The organism is Vibrio hannami (assembly GCF_029589055.1).
GTDB classification, from domain to species: Bacteria; Pseudomonadota; Gammaproteobacteria; order Enterobacterales; family Vibrionaceae; genus Vibrio; species Vibrio hannami.
Map to the genome: position 1 here is coordinate 324,962 of NZ_JARQZP010000007.1, position 18,014 is coordinate 342,975.

The window sequence follows — 18,014 nt, forward strand, 5'->3', positions numbered from 1 at the left end:
ACTCACAAGTGAAAGCCTTCTCATAATGTACAGTATATACATTCTTCAGTATAAGGTTTGGTAGTCTATGCTGAACATGAGGTAATCATGAAGTTTTTTCGGTATTTACTGGTATTATCAACAGTTATTATTTATGTATTCACCATAATTGCTGTTAATGGGTATGGCTTTAACTGGCCATCTGTAGCGGTAAATGATCTGCTGAGTATGAATTGGAGAAGCCAGTTTGATATTGATTTTTTAATTCATTTGTTTTTGCTAGCTAGCTGGGTGGTGTGGCGAGAAGGTGCAACCGTTAAAGCTTATGTGTTCGGCTTTTTAAGCATTGTAATGGGAGGAATGTTCAGTTTTCCCTACATTGCCTATTTATCTATCCAAGCTAATGCTTCTTGGTGTGCATACTGAGAAGTAATTAACTGGAAAATTTACCAAATATACACTTTCTACTAGTGCATTGGGTTTGGGTGAAGTTGCCTCGAAAAATCTCAGGCGTGAATAAATTCTTATAAAAAACGCATAAAGGTAATTTAGCCAAGAAGCTCTGTACTGAAAGCTTTTGTCCAAAACCGTTCACGCTCCGGTTCTTGCCCAACATTAGGAAATGTAGGGCAAATCCTGACAGGATTTATCGGTCGAAAATTATGCTGTGTCGCTTTGGGGCAAATATGAGTCAAATTGTCCCGCAAAGTGCCATTTACCTCGTTCCCACGCTCTGCGTGGTAATGCATACTGTGGCTGAAAATATCCACGTAACATACTGAAAAGATGAGAATTACCCCGTTAACGGTTTATAATTCTGACTGATAACTTTGAATCTAATATACATTCCCACGAGGACCATGGGAACGAGGGTTAAATATCCATTACTTTGGTGCTGGGCATCATGCTACTGAGCGCTATGGCATAAAGCGCTGGGTGAGTGACTGGCTCAGTAGCATGGTATGAATGTCGAGTTTATTGATATCGATAACCCGGTTTAATTGAAGTGAAGGGTTATAGGTGACAGGTTAGGGATAATAAAAGCGCAGGCTAATTAGCCTGCGCTTTAACATTACCTGTAACCTAAAAACCTTATTCACGCTCGTGAAGAGGTTTAAAGTCACGCATTTCTTTGCCAGTGTAAAGCTGACGTGGACGTCCGATACGGTTAGCCGGGTCACTGTGCATTTCATTCCAGTGAGCAATCCAGCCGATAGTACGAGACATCGCGAAGATTACGGTAAACATAGATACAGGGATACCAATTGCTTTCAGAATGATACCTGAATAGAAATCTACGTTTGGATACAGTTTCTTCTCAACGAAGTATTCATCCGATAGAGCGATACGCTCAAGTTCCATCGCTACGTCTAGTAGTGGATCTTCAATGTTTAGCTCTTTCAGTACTTCGTGACAAGCTTCGCGCATTACCGTTGCACGTGGATCGTAGTTCTTGTAAACACGGTGACCAAAGCCCATTAGGCGGAATGGGTCATCCTTGTCTTTTGCTCGAGCAACATACTCAGGAATACGATCTACGCTACCTACTTCTTCAAGCATACGAAGACAGGCTTCGTTAGCACCACCATGAGCTGGCCCCCAAAGAGAAGCGATACCTGCGGCAATACATGCGAATGGGTTAGCGCCTGATGAACCAGCAAGACGAACGGTTGATGTTGAAGCGTTCTGCTCGTGGTCTGCGTGAAGGGTAAAGATTTTATCCATAGCGCGTGCGACAACAGGGTTTACTTCGTACTCTTCACATGGGTTAGCGAACATCATGTGAAGGAAGTTCTCTGCGTAGCTAAGGTCATTACGAGGATAGATGAAAGGCTGACCAATTGAGTACTTATAACACATCGCAGCCAGAGTAGGCATTTTAGATAGCAAGCGGAATGCTGCAATCTCGCGGTGGTTGTCGTTGTTGATATCTAATGAGTCGTGGTAGAACGCAGCAAGTGCACCTACAACACCCACCATGATTGCCATTGGGTGAGCATCACGACGGAAACCATGGAAGAAGCTAGCGATTTGCTCATGTACCATGGTATGGCGTGTAACTATTTTCTTGAACTCTTCGTATTCATCGCGGTTTGGTGCTTCACCATAAAGAAGGATATAACAAACTTCTAAATAATCCGCTTGATTTGCAAGTTGATCGATAGGGAAACCACGGTGTAAAAGAACACCTTTTCCGCCATCGATAAAAGTGATTTGTGATTCACAAGATGCAGTGGCAAGAAACCCAGGGTCAAAAGTAAAGTATCCATTTGCACCTAGTTTACGAACATCGATTACTTCTGGGCCTAGATTACCATCCATAATCGGCAGTTCGATTGGAGCTTTACCTTCAATATGAAGGGTCGCTTTCTTATCTGCCATAACATTCTCCTTTGTTTATAATTTAATCCGTCCAGGATTTTTTGTGAGCTGTTTTTTTACTCATGATCGGGCTGAAAGTCAATTTTCGTCCCATTTTGTGTGCACTTGTTAAGATTTTGCACGCAGAAAAAGTTAAAAACATGTTCTGAGTAACAAAAATTGTTACAACAATTGTATTAATATGTTGCGGGTCGTATAGTGGCGACGAATATAGCGATTAACTCCTTATAAATTCTAGGCTTGAAAGAATTGATGTGCAAAGTTTTTCGAGCCTGCATTAACTTTTTAGTAACACGAAATCTCCGCCTGTGATGAAATTTTCATCGGAAAATGTTTCTTTAATGTTAAATTAACGGAATGTTAATCAAAAATAACTATAACGCTCAATGGAGCTGAGTGAGCAAGCCCGTGAAAGAAAGAAAGTCAAGACCTGTAAATCTAGATCTACAGACCATTCGCTTTCCGATCACAGCAATAGCATCAATCCTTCACCGTGTATCTGGTGTGATAACTTTTGTTTCGATCGGTATTTTGCTTTGGTTACTATCATTATCCCTCTCCTCGCCAGTCGGTTTTGCCCAGGCTGCAGATATCGTTGACAGCTTTTTCGTCAAACTTATTCTCTGGGGAATCCTGACAGCACTCGCCTATCACATCGTTGGTGGCATCCGACATCTGATTATGGATCTCGGACACTTTGAGGACTTCGAGTCCGGAACGATGACGGCGAAGGTGTCATTTGGTGCGACAGTGGTACTGTCACTTCTTGGAGGAATTCTTGTATGGTAAGCCATGTATCATCTGTAGGCAGAAATGGTGTCCACGATTTCCTGTTAATTCGTGCCACCGCAATCATTCTCACCCTGTATACCGTCTATTTAGTCGGTTTTTGTGCATTTAACGATATCACTTATCAAACCTGGACCTCCTTTTTTGGCGGCACGTTTACTAAAGCCTTTTCCATGTTGGCTCTTACCTGCATTCTGATTCATGGCTGGATTGGGATATGGCAAGTGCTGACGGATTATGTAAAGCCAACGTTGCTTCGTGGCTTACTTCAATTTGGTTTGGTAGCGGTACTTATCGTTTATTTCTTCTCTGGACTATCTATTCTGTGGGGTGCATAAGTGACTATTCCAGTTCGTGAATTCGATGCCGTAGTAATCGGCGCGGGTGGTGCAGGTATGCGTGCCGCCCTTCAAATATCAGAGCAGGGTCTGACTTGTGCTCTTCTCTCAAAAGTTTTTCCAACTCGTTCCCATACGGTATCTGCGCAGGGCGGTATCACCGTTGCTCTTGGTAACTCCCACAAGGATAACTGGCAGTGGCACATGTACGATACGGTTAAAGGTTCTGACTACATTGGTGATCAGAATGCAATCGAATACATGTGTAAGAATGGTCCAGAGTCAGTCATCGAGCTAGAGAAAATGGGCTTACCATTCTCTCGTTTTGATGATGGTTCTATCTACCAACGCCCGTTTGGTGGTCAGTCTAAAGAGTTTGGTGGTGAACAGGCTGCGCGTACTGCGGCAGCTGCAGACCGTACCGGTCACGCACTTCTGCATACACTGTATCAGCAGAACATCAAGCATAAAACCACGATTTTTTCTGAGTGGTATGCACTTGACCTAGTTAAAAACCAGGATGGCGCTATTCTAGGTTGTACCGCAATCTGCATGGAAACCGGTGAGATTTGTTACTTCAAGTCTAAAGCAACAATTTTGGCAACCGGTGGTGCAGGCCGAATTTATCAGTCAACAACTAACGCACACATCAACACTGGCGACGGTGTGGGTATGGCACTGCGTGCAGGCGTTCCAATGCAGGACATCGAAATGTGGCAGTTCCACCCAACAGGTATTGCTGGCGCTGGTGTACTGGTAACCGAAGGTTGTCGTGGTGAAGGTGGTTACCTTCTAAACAGCGAAGGTGAGCGCTTTATGGAGCGTTATGCGCCGAACGCGAAAGACCTTGCTGGTCGTGACGTGGTTGCACGTTCAATGATGATTGAGATTCGTGAAGGCCGCGGTTGTGATGGCCCATGGGGACCACATATCAAGCTTAAACTTGATCACCTTGGTAAAGATGTTCTTGAGTCTCGCCTGCCGGGCATCTGTGAACTATCCCGTACCTTTGCTCACGTTGATCCGGTTAAAGAACCAATCCCTGTTATCCCAACCTGTCACTACATGATGGGTGGTGTACCAACTCAGGTTTCTGGTCAGGCTATCAAGCAAGATGCTAGCGGTGCAGATATTGAAGTTCAGGGGCTATTTGCCTGTGGTGAAATTGCCTCTGTATCGGTTCACGGTGCGAACCGTCTGGGTGGTAACTCACTGCTTGACCTTGTGGTGTTTGGCCGTGCAACAGGCCTACACCTTGGTGAAACTTTGGCGGCACAGGCAGAAGCGCGTCCGGCAACGGAATCTGATATCGAAGCTTCTCTGGCTCGTACTATGCGCTGGGAGAACAGCGCTAGCGGTGAAGACCCAGTACAGATTCGCAAAGACCTTCAGACCTGCATGCAGAATAGCTTCTCTGTATTCCGTGAAGGCGAAGCAATGGCGAAAGGCCTTGATGAGCTGAAAGTGATTCGTGACCGCCTGAAAGAAGCTCACCTTTCAGATAAGTCTTCAGAATTCAATACTCAGCGTATTGAGTGTCTGGAACTGGATAACCTGATGGAAACAGCTTACGCAACGGCTGTGGCTGCGAACTATCGTACCGAGAGTCGTGGTGCACACGCCCGATTCGATTTCCCGGATCGCGATGACGAGCAGTGGCTATGCCACTCCATTTACAACCCTGAGACAGAAGAGATGTCGAAGCGTGATGTAAATATGGAGCCGGTATACCGCGAAGCATTTCCACCAAAAGTACGTACTTACTAAGGGAGGACTAAACGATGAAACTGACATTCTCTCTTTACCGCTACAATCCGGATGTAGATAAAAAGCCTCATATGAAGGACTACACGCTGGAAGTGGAAGAAGGTTCAGACATGATGGTTCTGGATGCTCTTATCTTATTGAAAGAGCAGGACCCAACCATTTCTTTCCGCCGTTCATGCCGTGAAGGTGTATGTGGTTCAGATGGCTTGAATATGAACGGAAAAAATGGCCTGGCATGTATCACTCCGCTTTCGGCTCTTACGGAGCAGAGCCCTATAGTAATCAGACCATTACCAGGATTGCCTGTGGTTCGTGACTTGATCGTGGACATGACGCAATTTTATGATAACTACGCAAAAGTTAAGCCTTATCTAATTGCTGACGGCAACCTGCCACCATCAAGAGAAAATCTGCAGATGCCGGACGAACGCGCGCATCTTGATGGTTTGTACGAATGTATTATGTGTGCATGTTGTACAACGTCTTGCCCGTCTTTCTGGTGGAACCCTGATAAATTTATCGGCCCCGCTGGGTTATTGGCTGCTTACCGATGGCTAATCGATAGCCGGGACACTGCAACAGATGAACGATTGTCTGATCTTGACGATGCATTTAGTGTTTTCCGTTGCCATGGCATAATGAATTGTGTAAGTGTTTGTCCTAAGGGATTAAATCCGACCAAAGCAATCGGTCATATAAAGACTATGCTAGTGGAACGTTCGGTTTAACCCGGCAGATTACGATAGGTAATAGATAGGCACACCTGGTGAAAAAGTAGCGATTTAATGCTCTGAAAAGACCAGGTGTTGCTTTAAAAGACAAAGTATTGCCGGCAGGGTTGTCGGCGATTATTACTCGGTCATACTGGCTGGGTAAAGTTATAATAAACAACTGATTAAGGGAATATATGCACAACGGCGTGATGAAGGCATGGCTCGAGTCTTCACACTTGGCTGGTGCCAATGCAACCTACGTAGAAGATCTCTACGAACTGTATCTAAGTGACCCCGATCAGGTAAGTGAGGAATGGAAACGTGTGTTTGATGGATTGCCTGTGCAACCATCAGAAGTGGTGGAACAACCACATTCACGGGTCCGTGATTACTTCCGACGACTAGCTCAAGAGACAAAGCATTACAATGTCCAAGTAAGTGATCCTGATGTCGATGCTAAACAAGTAAAAGTTCTGCAGTTAATTAACGCCTATCGATTCCGTGGGCACCAGGCTGCAAACCTTGACCCTCTGGGTATCTGGAAAAGGGATGCTGGTCCCGATCTGGACCCTGCTTTCCACAACTTAACCGAAGAAGACTTCGAAGAAACCTTTAACGTCGGTTCTTTTGCGATACCACAAGAGACGATGCAATTAGGTGACCTCTACAACGCTCTGAAGAAAACCTACTGTGGTTCTATCGGTGCAGAATATATGCACATGACGAACACCGAACAGAAACGTTGGGTTCAGCAGCGTCTTGAGTCCGTTCTGGCTCAGCCTTCTTTTAATCTGGATGAGAAGAAAACCTTCCTTGATGAATTAACCGCTGCTGAAGGCCTTGAGCGCTATCTGGGTGCGAAGTTCCCGGGCGCTAAGCGTTTCTCCCTGGAGGGTGGTGATGCTCTAATCCCTATGACGAAAGAGCTTATCCGTCATGCAGGCCGTAGCGGGATGCGCGAAGTCGTTATCGGTATGGCACACCGTGGCCGACTAAACATGCTGGTTAACGTTCTTGGTAAAAAACCAGCAGACCTGTTTGACGAATTTGCCGGTAAACACGACGAAACCTGGGGTACAGGTGACGTTAAATACCATCAGGGCTTCTCTGCGGATTTCGCAACAGAAGGCGGCAACGTCCACCTTGCTCTTGCATTTAACCCATCTCATCTGGAGATCGTAAATCCGGTGGTTATGGGTTCGGTTCGTGCTCGTCAGGATCGCCTTGGTGATAAAGACGGAAGCAAGGTTCTGCCAATTACCATTCATGGTGACTCAGCAATAGCAGGGCAGGGTGTTGTTCAAGAGACATTTAATATGTCTCAGACTCGTGGTTTCCGTGTTGGTGGTACGGTTCGTATCGTAGTCAACAACCAGGTTGGTTTTACTACTTCAAACCAGAGAGATACCCGTTCGACCATGTACTGTACCGATATCGCCAAAATGGTACAGGCACCGATTTTCCACGTTAATGCGGACGACCCTGAAGCCGTAGCATTTGTCACTCAGATTGCACTGGATTTCCGTAACACGTTTAAACGTGATGTTGTTATTGATCTGGTTTGTTACCGCCGTCATGGTCACAATGAGGCGGATGAACCAAACGCGACTCAGCCTCTGATGTATCAGAAGATCAAAAAACATCCGACACCACGTAAGCTATATGCAGACGTTCTGATGGAGCGTGGTGAGTTTGGTATTGATACCGCAACGGAGCTGGTAAACGACTACCGAGACGCATTAGACCGTGGTGAGGTTGTTGTTAAAGAGTGGCGCCCTATGGAGATGCACTCTGTAGACTGGAACCCTTATATTGGGCATGACTGGAATATCGACTGGGAAGCTCAGTTTGACGAGACCAGACTAAAAGAACTTGGTGAAAAGATTTGCCAATATCCAGATAGCCACAAGCTTCAGAGTCGTGTTAACAAAATCTACAACGACCGTCGATCGATGCTGAACGGTGAAAAAGCTCTAGACTGGGGTATGGCAGAGATACTTGCCTACGCTACTCTGGTTGATGATAGTAAGCGCATCCGCTTGTCGGGTCAGGATTCAGGTCGTGGTACTTTCTTCCACCGTCACTCGGTTCTGCATAATCAGGACGATGCGAGTACCTATATTCCATTGCAGAATGTTCATAACAGTCAGGGGCCTTTCCAGGTATTTGACTCGGTACTTTCTGAAGAAGCGGTTCTGGCATTTGAATATGGTTATGCAACAGCGGAGCCAGGTGGCTTAACTATCTGGGAAGCTCAGTTTGGTGACTTTGCCAACGGTGCTCAGGTGGTAATCGACCAGTTTATCTCTTCTGGTGAGCAGAAGTGGGGACGTTTATGTGGCCTTACAATGCTGCTTCCTCACGGTTACGAAGGACAGGGGCCAGAGCACTCATCCGCTCGCCTAGAACGCTACCTGCAGCTCTGTGCGGAACAAAACATTCAGGTTGTCGTTCCTTCAACACCAGCTCAGGTTTACCACATGCTGCGTCGTCAGGTGGTTCGCCCAATGCGTCGTCCGCTGGTGGTGATGTCTCCAAAATCACTGCTTCGTCATCCGCTATGTACTTCAACTATGGATGAACTGGCTAATGGAACGTTCCAGCCAGCCATTGATGAGGTGGATGAACTGGAGCCGAGCAAGGTGAAACGCGTCGTATTCTGTTCAGGTAAGGTTTACTACGACCTGCTGGAACAGCGCCGTAAGAATGAACAGGACGATGTTGCCATTGTTCGTGTTGAACAGTTGTATCCATTCCCTCTGTTTGAGGTTAGGGACATTATTGAGAAATACGAAAATGTGCAGGACTTCGTCTGGTGTCAGGAAGAGCCTCAAAACCAGGGTGCCTGGTACTGTAGCCAACACAACTTTGTGAATGCGATTCGTGGAGCTACGCTGAAATATGCGGGTCGTCCGGCATCTGCGTCACCAGCGGTTGGCTATATGTCAGTCCATGTTAAACAGCAAAAAGCACTGATCGAAGATGCTTTGAACCTAGATTATTAAGAACTAGAAGTTAAGGAAGAAAAGATATGACAATTGAAATTCTGGTTCCAGATTTGCCTGAATCCGTAGCTGATGCGACGGTTGCTACCTGGCACAAGCAACCTGGTGACGCAGTAGCTCGTGATGAAGTTATCGTTGATATTGAAACCGATAAAGTGGTGCTGGAAGTTCCGGCACCAGAAGAAGGCGTTTTAGAAGCCATTATTGAAGAAGAAGGCGCGACAGTGCTGTCCAAGCAGCTCATCGGCAAGCTTAAGCCTGGTGCTGTAGCTGGTGAGCCAACGGCCGATACAACAGAAACAACGGAAGCTTCTCCAGATAAGCGCCATAAGGCGTCTCTGGGTGAAGAGTCTAATGACTGGTTAAGTCCTGCAATTCGCCGTCTGGTTGAAGAACATGGTATCGATCCTGCACAGCTCAAAGGCACTGGTGTTGGTGGTCGCATCATTCGTGAAGATATCGATGCATACCTTGCGAACAAACCAGCTAATGCACCAGCTCCTGCTGCTGAACAGCCAGCGGTTGAAGCACCGGCTACGGCACGTAGCCAGAAACGCGTACCTATGACTCGTCTGCGTAAGCGTGTTGCTGAACGCCTGCTTGAAGCGAAAAACAGTACCGCTATGCTGACGACTTTCAACGAAGTAAACATGAAGCCAATCATGGATCTTCGTAAGCAATACAAAGACCAGTTCGAGAAGCGCCACGATGTGCGTCTTGGCTTTATGTCTTTCTATGTGAAAGCGGTAACTGAGGCTCTGAAGCGTTACCCTGAAGTGAATGCTTCAATCGATGGTGACGATATTGTTTACCACAACTACTTCGATATCAGTATGGCGGTATCAACGCCACGTGGTCTTGTGACTCCGGTCCTAAAAGATTGCGATACTCTAGGTATGGCGGATATTGAAAAAGGCATTAAAGATCTTGCAATTAAAGGTCGTGACGGTAAGTTAACGGTAGAAGAACTAACAGGTGGTAACTTCACCATTACTAATGGTGGTGTATTTGGTTCTCTAATGTCTACGCCTATCATCAACCCGCCACAGGCAGCGATTCTTGGCATGCACAAGATTCAGGAACGCCCGATGGCTGTGGATGGCAAGGTAGAAATACTGCCAATGATGTATCTGGCTCTCTCTTATGATCACCGCTTGATTGACGGTCGTGAATCCGTTGGGTTCCTGGTTACCATCAAAGAACTACTGGAAGATCCAGCACGCTTACTACTCGATGTATAAGCAGCCTGACTAAACTGGTGTGTTTATTTTAATGCACCAGTTTGAATTGAGAGTCAGGCAAGCTCAGCGTCTGACTCTTTTCAATGGCATCGGATGTTGCCATTGATAAATGCGAGTACCCTACAGACGTATAAGCATTCTCTCCCGAGAACGTTTTATGGACATAATAAATCCCCTAAGGGATTAACAAATGGAATAGCACAATGAATTTGCATGAATATCAAGCCAAACAGCTTTTTGCAGAATTCGGTTTGCCGGTACCAGAAGGTTACGCTTGTGATACCCCGCAGGAAGCCTTTGAAGCCGCTGGACGTATTAGTACAGAAAAGAAAGTTGTAAAGTGTCAGGTACACGCTGGTGGCCGTGGTAAGGCTGGCGGTGTAGAGCTACACGACACAAAAGATGGCGTTAAAGAGTTTGCCCAGAAATGGCTAGGTAAAAACCTGGTTACCTATCAAACAGATGCGAATGGTCAGCCTGTATCTAAGATCCTGGTAGAAGAAGCATCCAACATCGCGAATGAGCTGTATCTTGGCGCTGTTGTAGACCGTTCTACACGTCGTATCGTATTTATGGCATCTACTGAAGGTGGCGTAGAGATTGAAAAAGTTGCGGAAGAGACGCCGGAACTAATCCACAAAGCAGCCATTGATCCGCTGGTAGGCCCTCAGGCATATCAGGGACGTGAGCTTGCTTTCAAACTTGGCCTTGAAGGCGATCAAATCAAACAGTTCACTAAGATCTTTATGGGTCTTGGCAACATGTTTGCCCAGTACGATCTTGCACTTCTGGAAATCAACCCACTTGTTATTACTGGTGAAGGTAACCTTCTATGCCTTGACGGTAAGATCAACATCGATTCAAACGCACTTTATCGCCAGCCTAAGCTACGTGAAATGCATGATCCTTCTCAGGAAGATGAGCGTGAAGCTCACGCAGCTCAATGGGAACCGAACTACGTAGCGCTTGATGGCAGCATCGGTTGTATGGTTAACGGCGCTGGTCTTGCGATGGGTACGATGGACATCGTAAACCTTCACGGTGGCAGTCCGGCTAACTTCCTGGATGTTGGTGGTGGCGCAACAAAAGAGCGCGTTACTGAAGCATTTAAGATTATCCTGTCTGATGACAACGTAAAAGCAGTGCTGGTTAACATCTTTGGCGGTATCGTTCGCGTGACCTGATTGCTGAAGGCATCAATGGAGCTGTCGAAGAGGTTGGGTGTTACAGTACCGGTAGTCGTTCGCCTTGAAGGTAACAACGCTCCGCTTGGCTCCCTGTGAAACTGGCAGAAAGTGGTCTGAATATCATTGCTGCTAACTCGCTAACTGAAGCAGCTGAAAGAAGTAGTTGCAGCAGCGGAGGGCAAATAATGTCTGTATCGATTGATAAAATACCGAAGTTATTTGTCAGGGCTTTACTGGTGGTCAGGGTACTTTCCACTCAGAGCAGGCAATCGAATACGGCACACAAATGGTTGGTGGTGTTTCACCTGGTAAAGGTGGGCAAATGCACCTAGGTCTTCCTGTGTTCAATACGGTTCGTGAAGCAGTAGAAGTAACAGGTGCGACAGCATCGGTTATCTATGGGCCGGCCCTTTCTGTAAAGATGCGATTCTTGAGGCGATTGACGCAGGCATCAAGTTGATCGTAACTATCACAGAAGGTATCCCAACCCTTGATCTTCTGGACGTTAAAGTACGTCTGGATGCGGAAGGCGTTGTAATGATTGGTCCAAACTGTCCGGGTGTTATCACTCCAGATGAGTGTAAGATTGGTATTATGCCTGGTCATATCCACAAAAAAGGTAAAGTGGGTATTGTATCCCGTTCTGGTACGCTAACTTATGAAGCAGTTAAGCAGACTACTGACGAAGGCTTCGGTCAGTCTACTTGTGTTGGCATTGGTGGTGACCCGATTCCTGGCTCTAACTTCATCGATATTCTAAAACTGTTCCAGGAAGATCCTGAAACTGAAGCAATCGTAATGATCGGTGAAATCGGTGGTACTGCTGAAGAAGAAGCGGCAGCATTTATCAAAGATAACGTGACTAAGCCGGTGGTTTCTTACATTGCAGGTGTTACTGCGCCTCCGGGTAAGCGTATGGGCCATGCTGGTGCGATTATCTCCGGCGGTAAAGGTACTGCTGAAGACAAGTTTGCAGCTCTTGAAGCAGCGGGTGTTAAGACAGTGAAGAGCCTGGCTGATATCGGTAAAGGTCTTCGTGAAGTGACTGGCTGGTAAACGCTTGCTTTCACAAAACAATAAATCAAGCCCGAACTTAGGTTCGGGCTTTTTGATGTCTGTACCTTTCAACGGATTATGTTTATGTTACATTCAGCATATAATCCGGTTTAATTGAAACTGGTACTCATATAGATTTTTTGTATTGCCTATGCCTGCTGTAAATATTGATTCCACTTACGGAGTGGTTATCCATAAAAATTTCGAAATTCTTAGTGTAGACGATAACTACGCACGTATCTTTGGGTTTGAATCCGCGAAAGACCTACTTGATGAAACAAGCTCTCTCTTAGACTTAATATCGCCGACTGAATGGGGTCTCGCTAAATCTAATAATCAGGCGATGCTGAATGGTGAAATACAGGCAGCATCGACTACTCACGCAAATGTAAACTCTACTGGTGAAGTAATTACGGTACTTACTCTTGACCAGGTTATTGATTGGGAGGGAGAGCCTGTTCTACAAGTGACAGTGGTCGACCTGACAAGCATTGTTAAAGCCAACAAGAAAATTCTTGATAACGAAAAACAATATAGAGAGCTAATCACTAAATCTGCACAAGGGATGGTTATCCAGCGAGATTTCAAAGCACTACTGGTTAATGAAGCCTGGGTGCGTCTTTATAACGCTGACTCAGTAGAGGCTGTTATGCAGAGTTCGCTACTGGATCGTATTCCTGAATCTTACCGAGGTTTTTGTATTGAACGATACAACAAACTTATCAATGGAGAAGTAGAAGGAGAAAGCATAACTGTCGAAAACTATTGTTTCGATGGTGCCCTTCGTACTTTTCGTATCTATGAAAATAAGATTGAATGGGACGGGAAGCCTGCATTGCAAACGGTTGTAGAGGATGTGACAGAAAAAGCAAAACTGGAAAAAGAGCTTCAATATAAAGCAAATCATGACCAGTTAACCGACCTCTATAACCGGGATGCTGTTTTTGAGTGGCTGGAGAATGAGGAGCGTGAATTTGAGACCTTAACATGCATGATCTTAGATATCGATAACTTTAAGAAAGTGAATGATTCTTATGGTCATTATGCTGGTGATAAGGTAATCAAAGCGTTTGCTCATACTTGTGAATCCGTTATTGATGATAAAGGAATAGTTGGTCGCTGGGGAGGCGAAGAGTTTCTCGTGCTACTCCCGGATGTTTCCGCTAAAGAAGCCATGCATATTGCTGAAAGAATTAGGGAAGCTTGTGCTAAACGGGTTTGTCGATTTGGTAATATAGCGATTAAAACCACCGTGAGTATTGGTGTCTGCACCAGACCAAATCAATGTGAACCACTCTTTTTTGATGATTTACTCAAAGAAGCTGATGATCGAATGTATAACGCGAAAAAGAGCGGTAAGAATCGAGTTTGTTGTGGCTAATTTTTCCAACAATTTCAGAACGAAAAAAGCTGGCTTTAATTGCCAGCTTTTCTAATTTTTGACCTGGTTAAAGTTGCTTTTATTTAGCCAGATTTTCTTCTACAAATGCCCAGTTCACAAGAGCCCAGAAACCGTTCATATAATCAGGACGAACATTGCGGTAGTCGATGTAATAAGCGTGTTCCCAAAGGTCTACTGTAAGTAGAGGAGTAACACCTTCGTCAGTTAGCGGCGTTGCTGCGTTTGACGTATTTACGATATCTAGAGAGCCGTCAGCTTTCTTAACAAGCCATGTCCATGAAGAGCCAAAGTTGTTGATCGCAGAATCTGTGAACTTCGCTTTGAATTCTTCAAATGAGCCAAATGATGCATTGATTGCTTCTGCTACTGCACCTGTTGGTTCACCGCCAGCATTAGGAGCCAGGCAGTGCCAGTAGAAAGTGTGGTTCCAAATCTGTGCTGCGTTGTTGAATACGCCGCCTAGAAGAAGTCTTGATGATCTCTTCCAGAGTTTTGTTTTCAAACTCAGTACCTGGGATAAGACCATTTAGTTTTACAACGTATGTGTTGTGGTGCTTACCGTGGTGAAAATCTAGTGTTTCTGCTGAGATGTGTGGTTCTAGTGCATCTTTTGCATAAGGAAGAGCTGGTAGTTCAAAAGCCATTGCCGGATTCTCCATTGATATGAAAGAGTTGTCTCTTTCTATTGCTTCCAAGTAAATTGTTGTTATTGGTCATTTTGCTGACTTGAGACATAGTTTATCAAGTTTTTACTTTATTAAAAGCCCATTAACAAAAAAATATTAAAATATTCACTTATAAGAAGTAACACTATGACCTAATAACCATTTAAATAATGTGCTTTTTATTCTATTTTAAAACAGTAAAATGTTTCACCTATGTAAAGTTGTATCAGCCAGTGAGTAAATGATGGAAACTATCGATAAAATCAAACAGCAGATTGAGCAAAACCCTATTCTTCTTTATATGAAGGGATCTCCAAAACTTCCTAGTTGTGGTTTTTCTTCTCAGGCAGCACAAGCACTTATGAACTGTGGTGAAAAATTTGCTTATGTAGATATCCTTCAAAACCCTGATATTCGAGCTGAGTTACCAGCATATGCGCAGTGGCCGACGTTCCCTCAGCTTTGGGTAGAAGGTGAGCTGATTGGTGGATGTGACATCATTCTAGAGATGTTCCAGAAAGGTGAGCTGCAGCCACTCATCAAAGAAGCTGCAGCAAGAATGGCTGATAGCGAGTAATCTTTTCTAATCAATATTTAGAAAGAGTCCTGATTTTGTCAGGACTTTTTTTGCTCAGAACGCGGCAAATTGAGTTTAATTCATTTGGGTCAATTAAAACTTTAAGGACAGTTTTTATTGGATGTTGCCAGAGCTTGGCTTAACACTAATTCATTTAGTATGTCTTTATAGTAACAAGTGAAAAATGAGTTAGGTCCAAGATGAGCCAGACAGATCAAGCCATTCCTGTAGTTGATGTCAAAGCAGCGATTGAGCTGTACGATGGGCACATTAAGCGGGGTTGCAGCCAACTACTTGAGTTAAATAATGTTTTGCTTAAGGCTGAACGGCAACAGCGTAAAAAACAAATTCTTTATCGATTAGCATGGGTTGGGGGGCTTTCAACTCTGGTGATGATAGTAAGTTATTTAACTATTGGCATAAATGTAATCACCGCAGTAGGTCTGCTTGCCGCCTATATGGCAGGAATCCTGTTGCACCATAAGTACTCGCCAAAGATTGTTTTACCTAGGCAAGAGCAGGAGTTGTATAAGCTCAATGATCAGCTACGCGACCGGATTTCAGAGTTTGAGCGGGCAAGACCAGGGATTCTTATTAAGTTGTTAAAGTTTACCAACCAGGAGCAGAAAGCACGTTCACAGGGCATGGTTCTTGAGCAAACTCTGATTGATGAGAGTCAGCTATACGGGAACGGGTTATATCAATATCTGGATGCAATGAACCTGGTGTTTGAACAACGTAGTCAGCTTGATAAGCTTGCTGCGGAATAGTTTTAAAATCATAAAGAAAAGCCCGGATACTAGGTGAGTGTCCGGGCTTTTTAGATCTGTTTTAAAGAACTTTGGATTTACAGAACCATTGCCGCAATCCAGCCAAATACGATTAGCGGGATATTGTAGTGAATAAACGTTGGAACTACTGTTTCCCAAACGTGTTCATGCTGACCATCAGCGTTCAGTCCGGATGTTGGACCAAGCGTTGAGTCAGAAGCCGGAGAGCCTGCATCACCAAGTGCCGCAGCAGTACCAACTAGTGCGATCGTCGCCATTGGTGAGAAGCCAAATGCCGCATGCTAATGGTACATAAATAGTTGCGATAATTGGGATAGTAGAGAACGACGAGCCGATACCCATAGTCACAAGCAAACCAACGATCAGCATTAGCAGAGCTGCAAGTGCTTTGTTGTCACCAATACTTGTCGATAGCGCTTCAACCAGTGTTTCAACACCGCCAGTTTGCTTCATTACTGCTGCAAAACCAGCTGCTGCGATCATGATAAAGCCGATCATCGCCATCATGTGTACACCTTTGGTAAACGCATCGTGTGTTTCTTTGAACTTAATTACGCCACCAAAAGTAAACACCATAAAGCCAGCAAGACCACCGATGATCATAGAACCTGTGCTTAACTGAGCACCTAGTGCTGCGAAAATACCAGCAACAGCAACCATGATGTTTTTCTTATCAACTTCGACTTCGGTGTGAACTGTTGTCAGTTCAGTCTCTTTGTACTCGCGAGGTTTACGGTAAGTAAAGAATATCGCTATCCAGCAGGCCAGAAATCATACCCAGACCTGGTAACAGCATTGCTGTCGGAACCTGGCTAGCAACAACACCTTCAAGGCCGTTGTCATGCAGGTTTTTAAGCAGGATATTGTTTAGGAAGATACCACCGAAACCAATTGGAAGAACCATATACGGGGTTACAAGACCAAAAGTAAGCACACACGCGATAAGACGACGGTCTACCTTAAGTTTTTGAAATACGCCCAGTAGAGGTGGAATCAAAATTGGGATAAAGGCGATATGTACAGGAATAACATTTTGAGATGACATGGTTACCAGAATCAGGGCACAGATAACAACGTACTTCAATCCAGTTGAAGCAGCACCGTTCTCTTTGCCGTGAATTTTCTTGATAACATTCTGTGCAAGCAGATCTGTCAGGCCAGATTTTGAAATCGCAACAGCGAAAGTACCAAGCATGGCGTAGCTAAGTGCGATAGTAGCACCGCCTCCAAGGCCGCTTTCAAATGCTGAGATAGATTCGTTCAGGCTCATACCTGAAACCAGTCCGCCGATTACTGCACTGAAAGTAAGAGCGACAACAACGTTGACTCTCATCAGTGCTAGCAGCAGCATAATACATACTGAGATAACTACAGGATTCATTTTTATTCTCGTTAGAGTTGTGTTTGATTATTTTTCTTGGGTTTCATCAACTAGTGGCCAGCCACCAAGTGCTTTCCATTTGTTAACGATGCCACAGAATAACTCTGCGGTCTTTTGAGTGTCATAAAGGGCTGAATGCGCCTCTTTATTGTCAAACTCCATCCCGGCTGCTTTACACGCTTTTGCTAGTACCGTCTGGCCATAAGCCAGACCCGATAGTGCGGCAGTGTCAAAGGTAGCGAAAGGATGGAATGGGACTCTTTTGAGCTTACTTCTCTCAGCGGCCGCCATATAAAAGTTATGATCAAAAGTCGCGTTGTGGGCAACAATGATAGCTCGGCTGCACTCTGAGTCTTTTTGCTCTTTTCTGACCAGTTTATTAATCTCTTTCAGCGCATGTGCTTCAGTAACGGCTCCACGAAGCGGGCTGAAAGGGTCACGAATACCATTGAAATCCAGTGCTTCTTGTTCCAGGTTGGCACCTTCAAAAGGTTCGACATGAAAATGTATTGTAGACGCTGGCAGCAGGTCTCCGTTTTCATCCATTTTTAAGGTAACGGCGCAGATTTCTAAAAGTGCATCGGTTTTTGCATTAAATCCGGCAGTTTCTACATCGATGACAACAGGGAAATATCCTCTGAATCGGCTTTTTAGCGTCAATAAATCTTCTTGTTTGCTCATGGTATTTAGGTCATGTTTTGTAAGCGACGCATTATTGCAGATAATCCCTACAATAAAAAT

12 protein-coding genes and 5 pseudogenes are annotated in these 18,014 nt (G+C 44.9%); 13 read left to right on the top strand and 4 right to left on the bottom strand.

What is annotated here, in order from left to right; translation table 11 throughout:
* Positions 1-87 precede the first annotated feature (87 nt).
* Together P7F88_RS15920 and P7F88_RS26465 are read left to right on the top strand one after the other, a co-directional pair.
* Positions 88-405 carry a hypothetical protein gene (locus P7F88_RS15920; RefSeq protein ID WP_277826293.1) on the top strand — a complete coding sequence of 106 codons (318 nt, stop codon included), beginning with the start codon at positions 88-90 and terminating at the stop codon, positions 403-405.
* A 441-nt stretch (positions 406-846) separates the two neighbouring features.
* Positions 847-980: pseudogene (locus P7F88_RS26465) on the top strand (Nif3-like dinuclear metal center protein); the annotation flags it as partial.
* Between the two features lie 91 nt (positions 981-1,071).
* Here P7F88_RS26465 and P7F88_RS15925 read toward each other — a convergent pair.
* Positions 1,072-2,361, bottom strand: coding sequence for a citrate synthase (locus tag P7F88_RS15925; RefSeq protein WP_277826295.1), 1,290 nt, complete (start codon positions 2,359-2,361; stop codon positions 1,072-1,074).
* Positions 2,362-2,757: 396 nt separating this feature from the next.
* Between P7F88_RS15925 and sdhC the strand changes: the two genes are divergently transcribed.
* The 9 genes and pseudogenes from sdhC to P7F88_RS15970 all read left to right on the top strand — a co-directional run bounded on the left by sdhC (position 2,758) and on the right by P7F88_RS15970 (position 13,838).
* Positions 2,758-3,150 (top strand): succinate dehydrogenase cytochrome b556 subunit, encoded by a 393-nt coding sequence (sdhC, locus tag P7F88_RS15930; protein WP_277826297.1) that lies wholly within the window; start codon positions 2,758-2,760, stop codon positions 3,148-3,150.
* Positions 3,144-3,488 carry a succinate dehydrogenase, hydrophobic membrane anchor protein gene (sdhD, locus tag P7F88_RS15935; RefSeq protein WP_277826299.1) on the top strand — a complete coding sequence of 115 codons (345 nt, stop codon included), beginning with the start codon at positions 3,144-3,146 and terminating at the stop codon, positions 3,486-3,488. Before sdhC ends, sdhD begins: the two co-directional genes overlap by 7 nt.
* On the top strand, positions 3,489-5,255 hold the full coding sequence (sdhA, locus tag P7F88_RS15940; protein ID WP_277826302.1) for a succinate dehydrogenase flavoprotein subunit: 1,767 nt from the start codon (positions 3,489-3,491) through the stop codon (positions 5,253-5,255). It abuts the gene before it with no gap.
* 14 nt (positions 5,256-5,269) lie between these two features.
* A complete protein-coding gene (locus P7F88_RS15945; RefSeq protein WP_277826304.1) occupies positions 5,270-5,983 on the top strand; it encodes a succinate dehydrogenase iron-sulfur subunit in 714 nt (237 codons plus the stop codon).
* Positions 5,984-6,162: 179 nt separating this feature from the next.
* Positions 6,163-8,973, top strand: coding sequence for a 2-oxoglutarate dehydrogenase E1 component (gene sucA / locus P7F88_RS15950; protein WP_277826306.1), 2,811 nt, complete (start codon positions 6,163-6,165; stop codon positions 8,971-8,973).
* A 26-nt stretch (positions 8,974-8,999) separates the two neighbouring features.
* Positions 9,000-10,214, top strand: coding sequence for a 2-oxoglutarate dehydrogenase complex dihydrolipoyllysine-residue succinyltransferase (odhB, locus tag P7F88_RS15955; protein ID WP_277826308.1), 1,215 nt, complete (start codon positions 9,000-9,002; stop codon positions 10,212-10,214).
* A 203-nt stretch (positions 10,215-10,417) separates the two neighbouring features.
* Positions 10,418-11,587: pseudogene (sucC, locus tag P7F88_RS15960) on the top strand (ADP-forming succinate--CoA ligase subunit beta).
* Positions 11,587-12,457 (top strand): annotated as a pseudogene (gene sucD, locus P7F88_RS15965) (succinate--CoA ligase subunit alpha). The pseudogenes sucC and sucD overlap by 1 nt, the downstream one beginning before the upstream one ends.
* Before the next feature lie 151 nt (positions 12,458-12,608).
* Positions 12,609-13,838 carry a sensor domain-containing diguanylate cyclase gene (locus P7F88_RS15970; RefSeq protein WP_277826310.1) on the top strand — a complete coding sequence of 410 codons (1,230 nt, stop codon included), beginning with the start codon at positions 12,609-12,611 and terminating at the stop codon, positions 13,836-13,838.
* Positions 13,839-13,917: 79 nt separating this feature from the next.
* On the opposite strand, the pseudogene sodB reads toward P7F88_RS15970, so the two are convergent.
* A pseudogene (gene sodB, locus P7F88_RS15975) lies at positions 13,918-14,503 on the bottom strand (superoxide dismutase [Fe]).
* A gap of 265 nt (positions 14,504-14,768) precedes the next feature.
* On the opposite strand from sodB, the gene P7F88_RS15980 reads away from it, so the two are divergent.
* Both P7F88_RS15980 and P7F88_RS15985 read left to right on the top strand, forming a co-directional pair.
* A complete protein-coding gene (locus P7F88_RS15980; RefSeq protein WP_277829198.1) occupies positions 14,769-15,101 on the top strand; it encodes a Grx4 family monothiol glutaredoxin in 333 nt (110 codons plus the stop codon).
* A gap of 200 nt (positions 15,102-15,301) precedes the next feature.
* The gene (locus P7F88_RS15985) at positions 15,302-15,871 is read left to right on the top strand and encodes a hypothetical protein (protein ID WP_277826312.1); all 570 of its coding nucleotides are present in this window, start codon (positions 15,302-15,304) and stop codon (positions 15,869-15,871) included.
* A gap of 77 nt (positions 15,872-15,948) precedes the next feature.
* Here P7F88_RS15985 and P7F88_RS15990 read toward each other — a convergent pair.
* Together P7F88_RS15990 and rnt are read right to left on the bottom strand one after the other, a co-directional pair.
* A pseudogene (locus P7F88_RS15990) lies at positions 15,949-17,273 on the bottom strand (Na+/H+ antiporter family protein).
* Positions 17,274-17,300: 27 nt separating this feature from the next.
* Positions 17,301-17,954 (bottom strand): ribonuclease T, encoded by a 654-nt coding sequence (gene rnt / locus P7F88_RS15995; RefSeq protein ID WP_277826314.1) that lies wholly within the window; start codon positions 17,952-17,954, stop codon positions 17,301-17,303.
* Positions 17,955-18,014: the final 60 nt, after the last annotated feature.

Coding starts and splice junctions, on each gene's coding strand:
- P7F88_RS15945 (WP_277826304.1), top strand. CDS start 5,270: ATGAAACTGACATTCTCTCTTTACCGCTACAATCCGGATGTAGATAAA.
- sdhD (WP_277826299.1), top strand. CDS start 3,144: ATGGTAAGCCATGTATCATCTGTAGGCAGAAATGGTGTCCACGATTTC.
- P7F88_RS15985 (WP_277826312.1), top strand. CDS start 15,302: ATGAGCCAGACAGATCAAGCCATTCCTGTAGTTGATGTCAAAGCAGCG.
- P7F88_RS15925 (WP_277826295.1), bottom strand. CDS start 2,361: ATGGCAGATAAGAAAGCGACCCTTCATATTGAAGGTAAAGCTCCAATC.
- P7F88_RS15980 (WP_277829198.1), top strand. CDS start 14,769: ATGGAAACTATCGATAAAATCAAACAGCAGATTGAGCAAAACCCTATT.
- sucA (WP_277826306.1), top strand. CDS start 6,163: ATGCACAACGGCGTGATGAAGGCATGGCTCGAGTCTTCACACTTGGCT.
- rnt (WP_277826314.1), bottom strand. CDS start 17,954: ATGAGCAAACAAGAAGATTTATTGACGCTAAAAAGCCGATTCAGAGGA.
- odhB (WP_277826308.1), top strand. CDS start 9,000: ATGACAATTGAAATTCTGGTTCCAGATTTGCCTGAATCCGTAGCTGAT.
- P7F88_RS15920 (WP_277826293.1), top strand. CDS start 88: ATGAAGTTTTTTCGGTATTTACTGGTATTATCAACAGTTATTATTTAT.
- P7F88_RS15970 (WP_277826310.1), top strand. CDS start 12,609: ATGCCTGCTGTAAATATTGATTCCACTTACGGAGTGGTTATCCATAAA.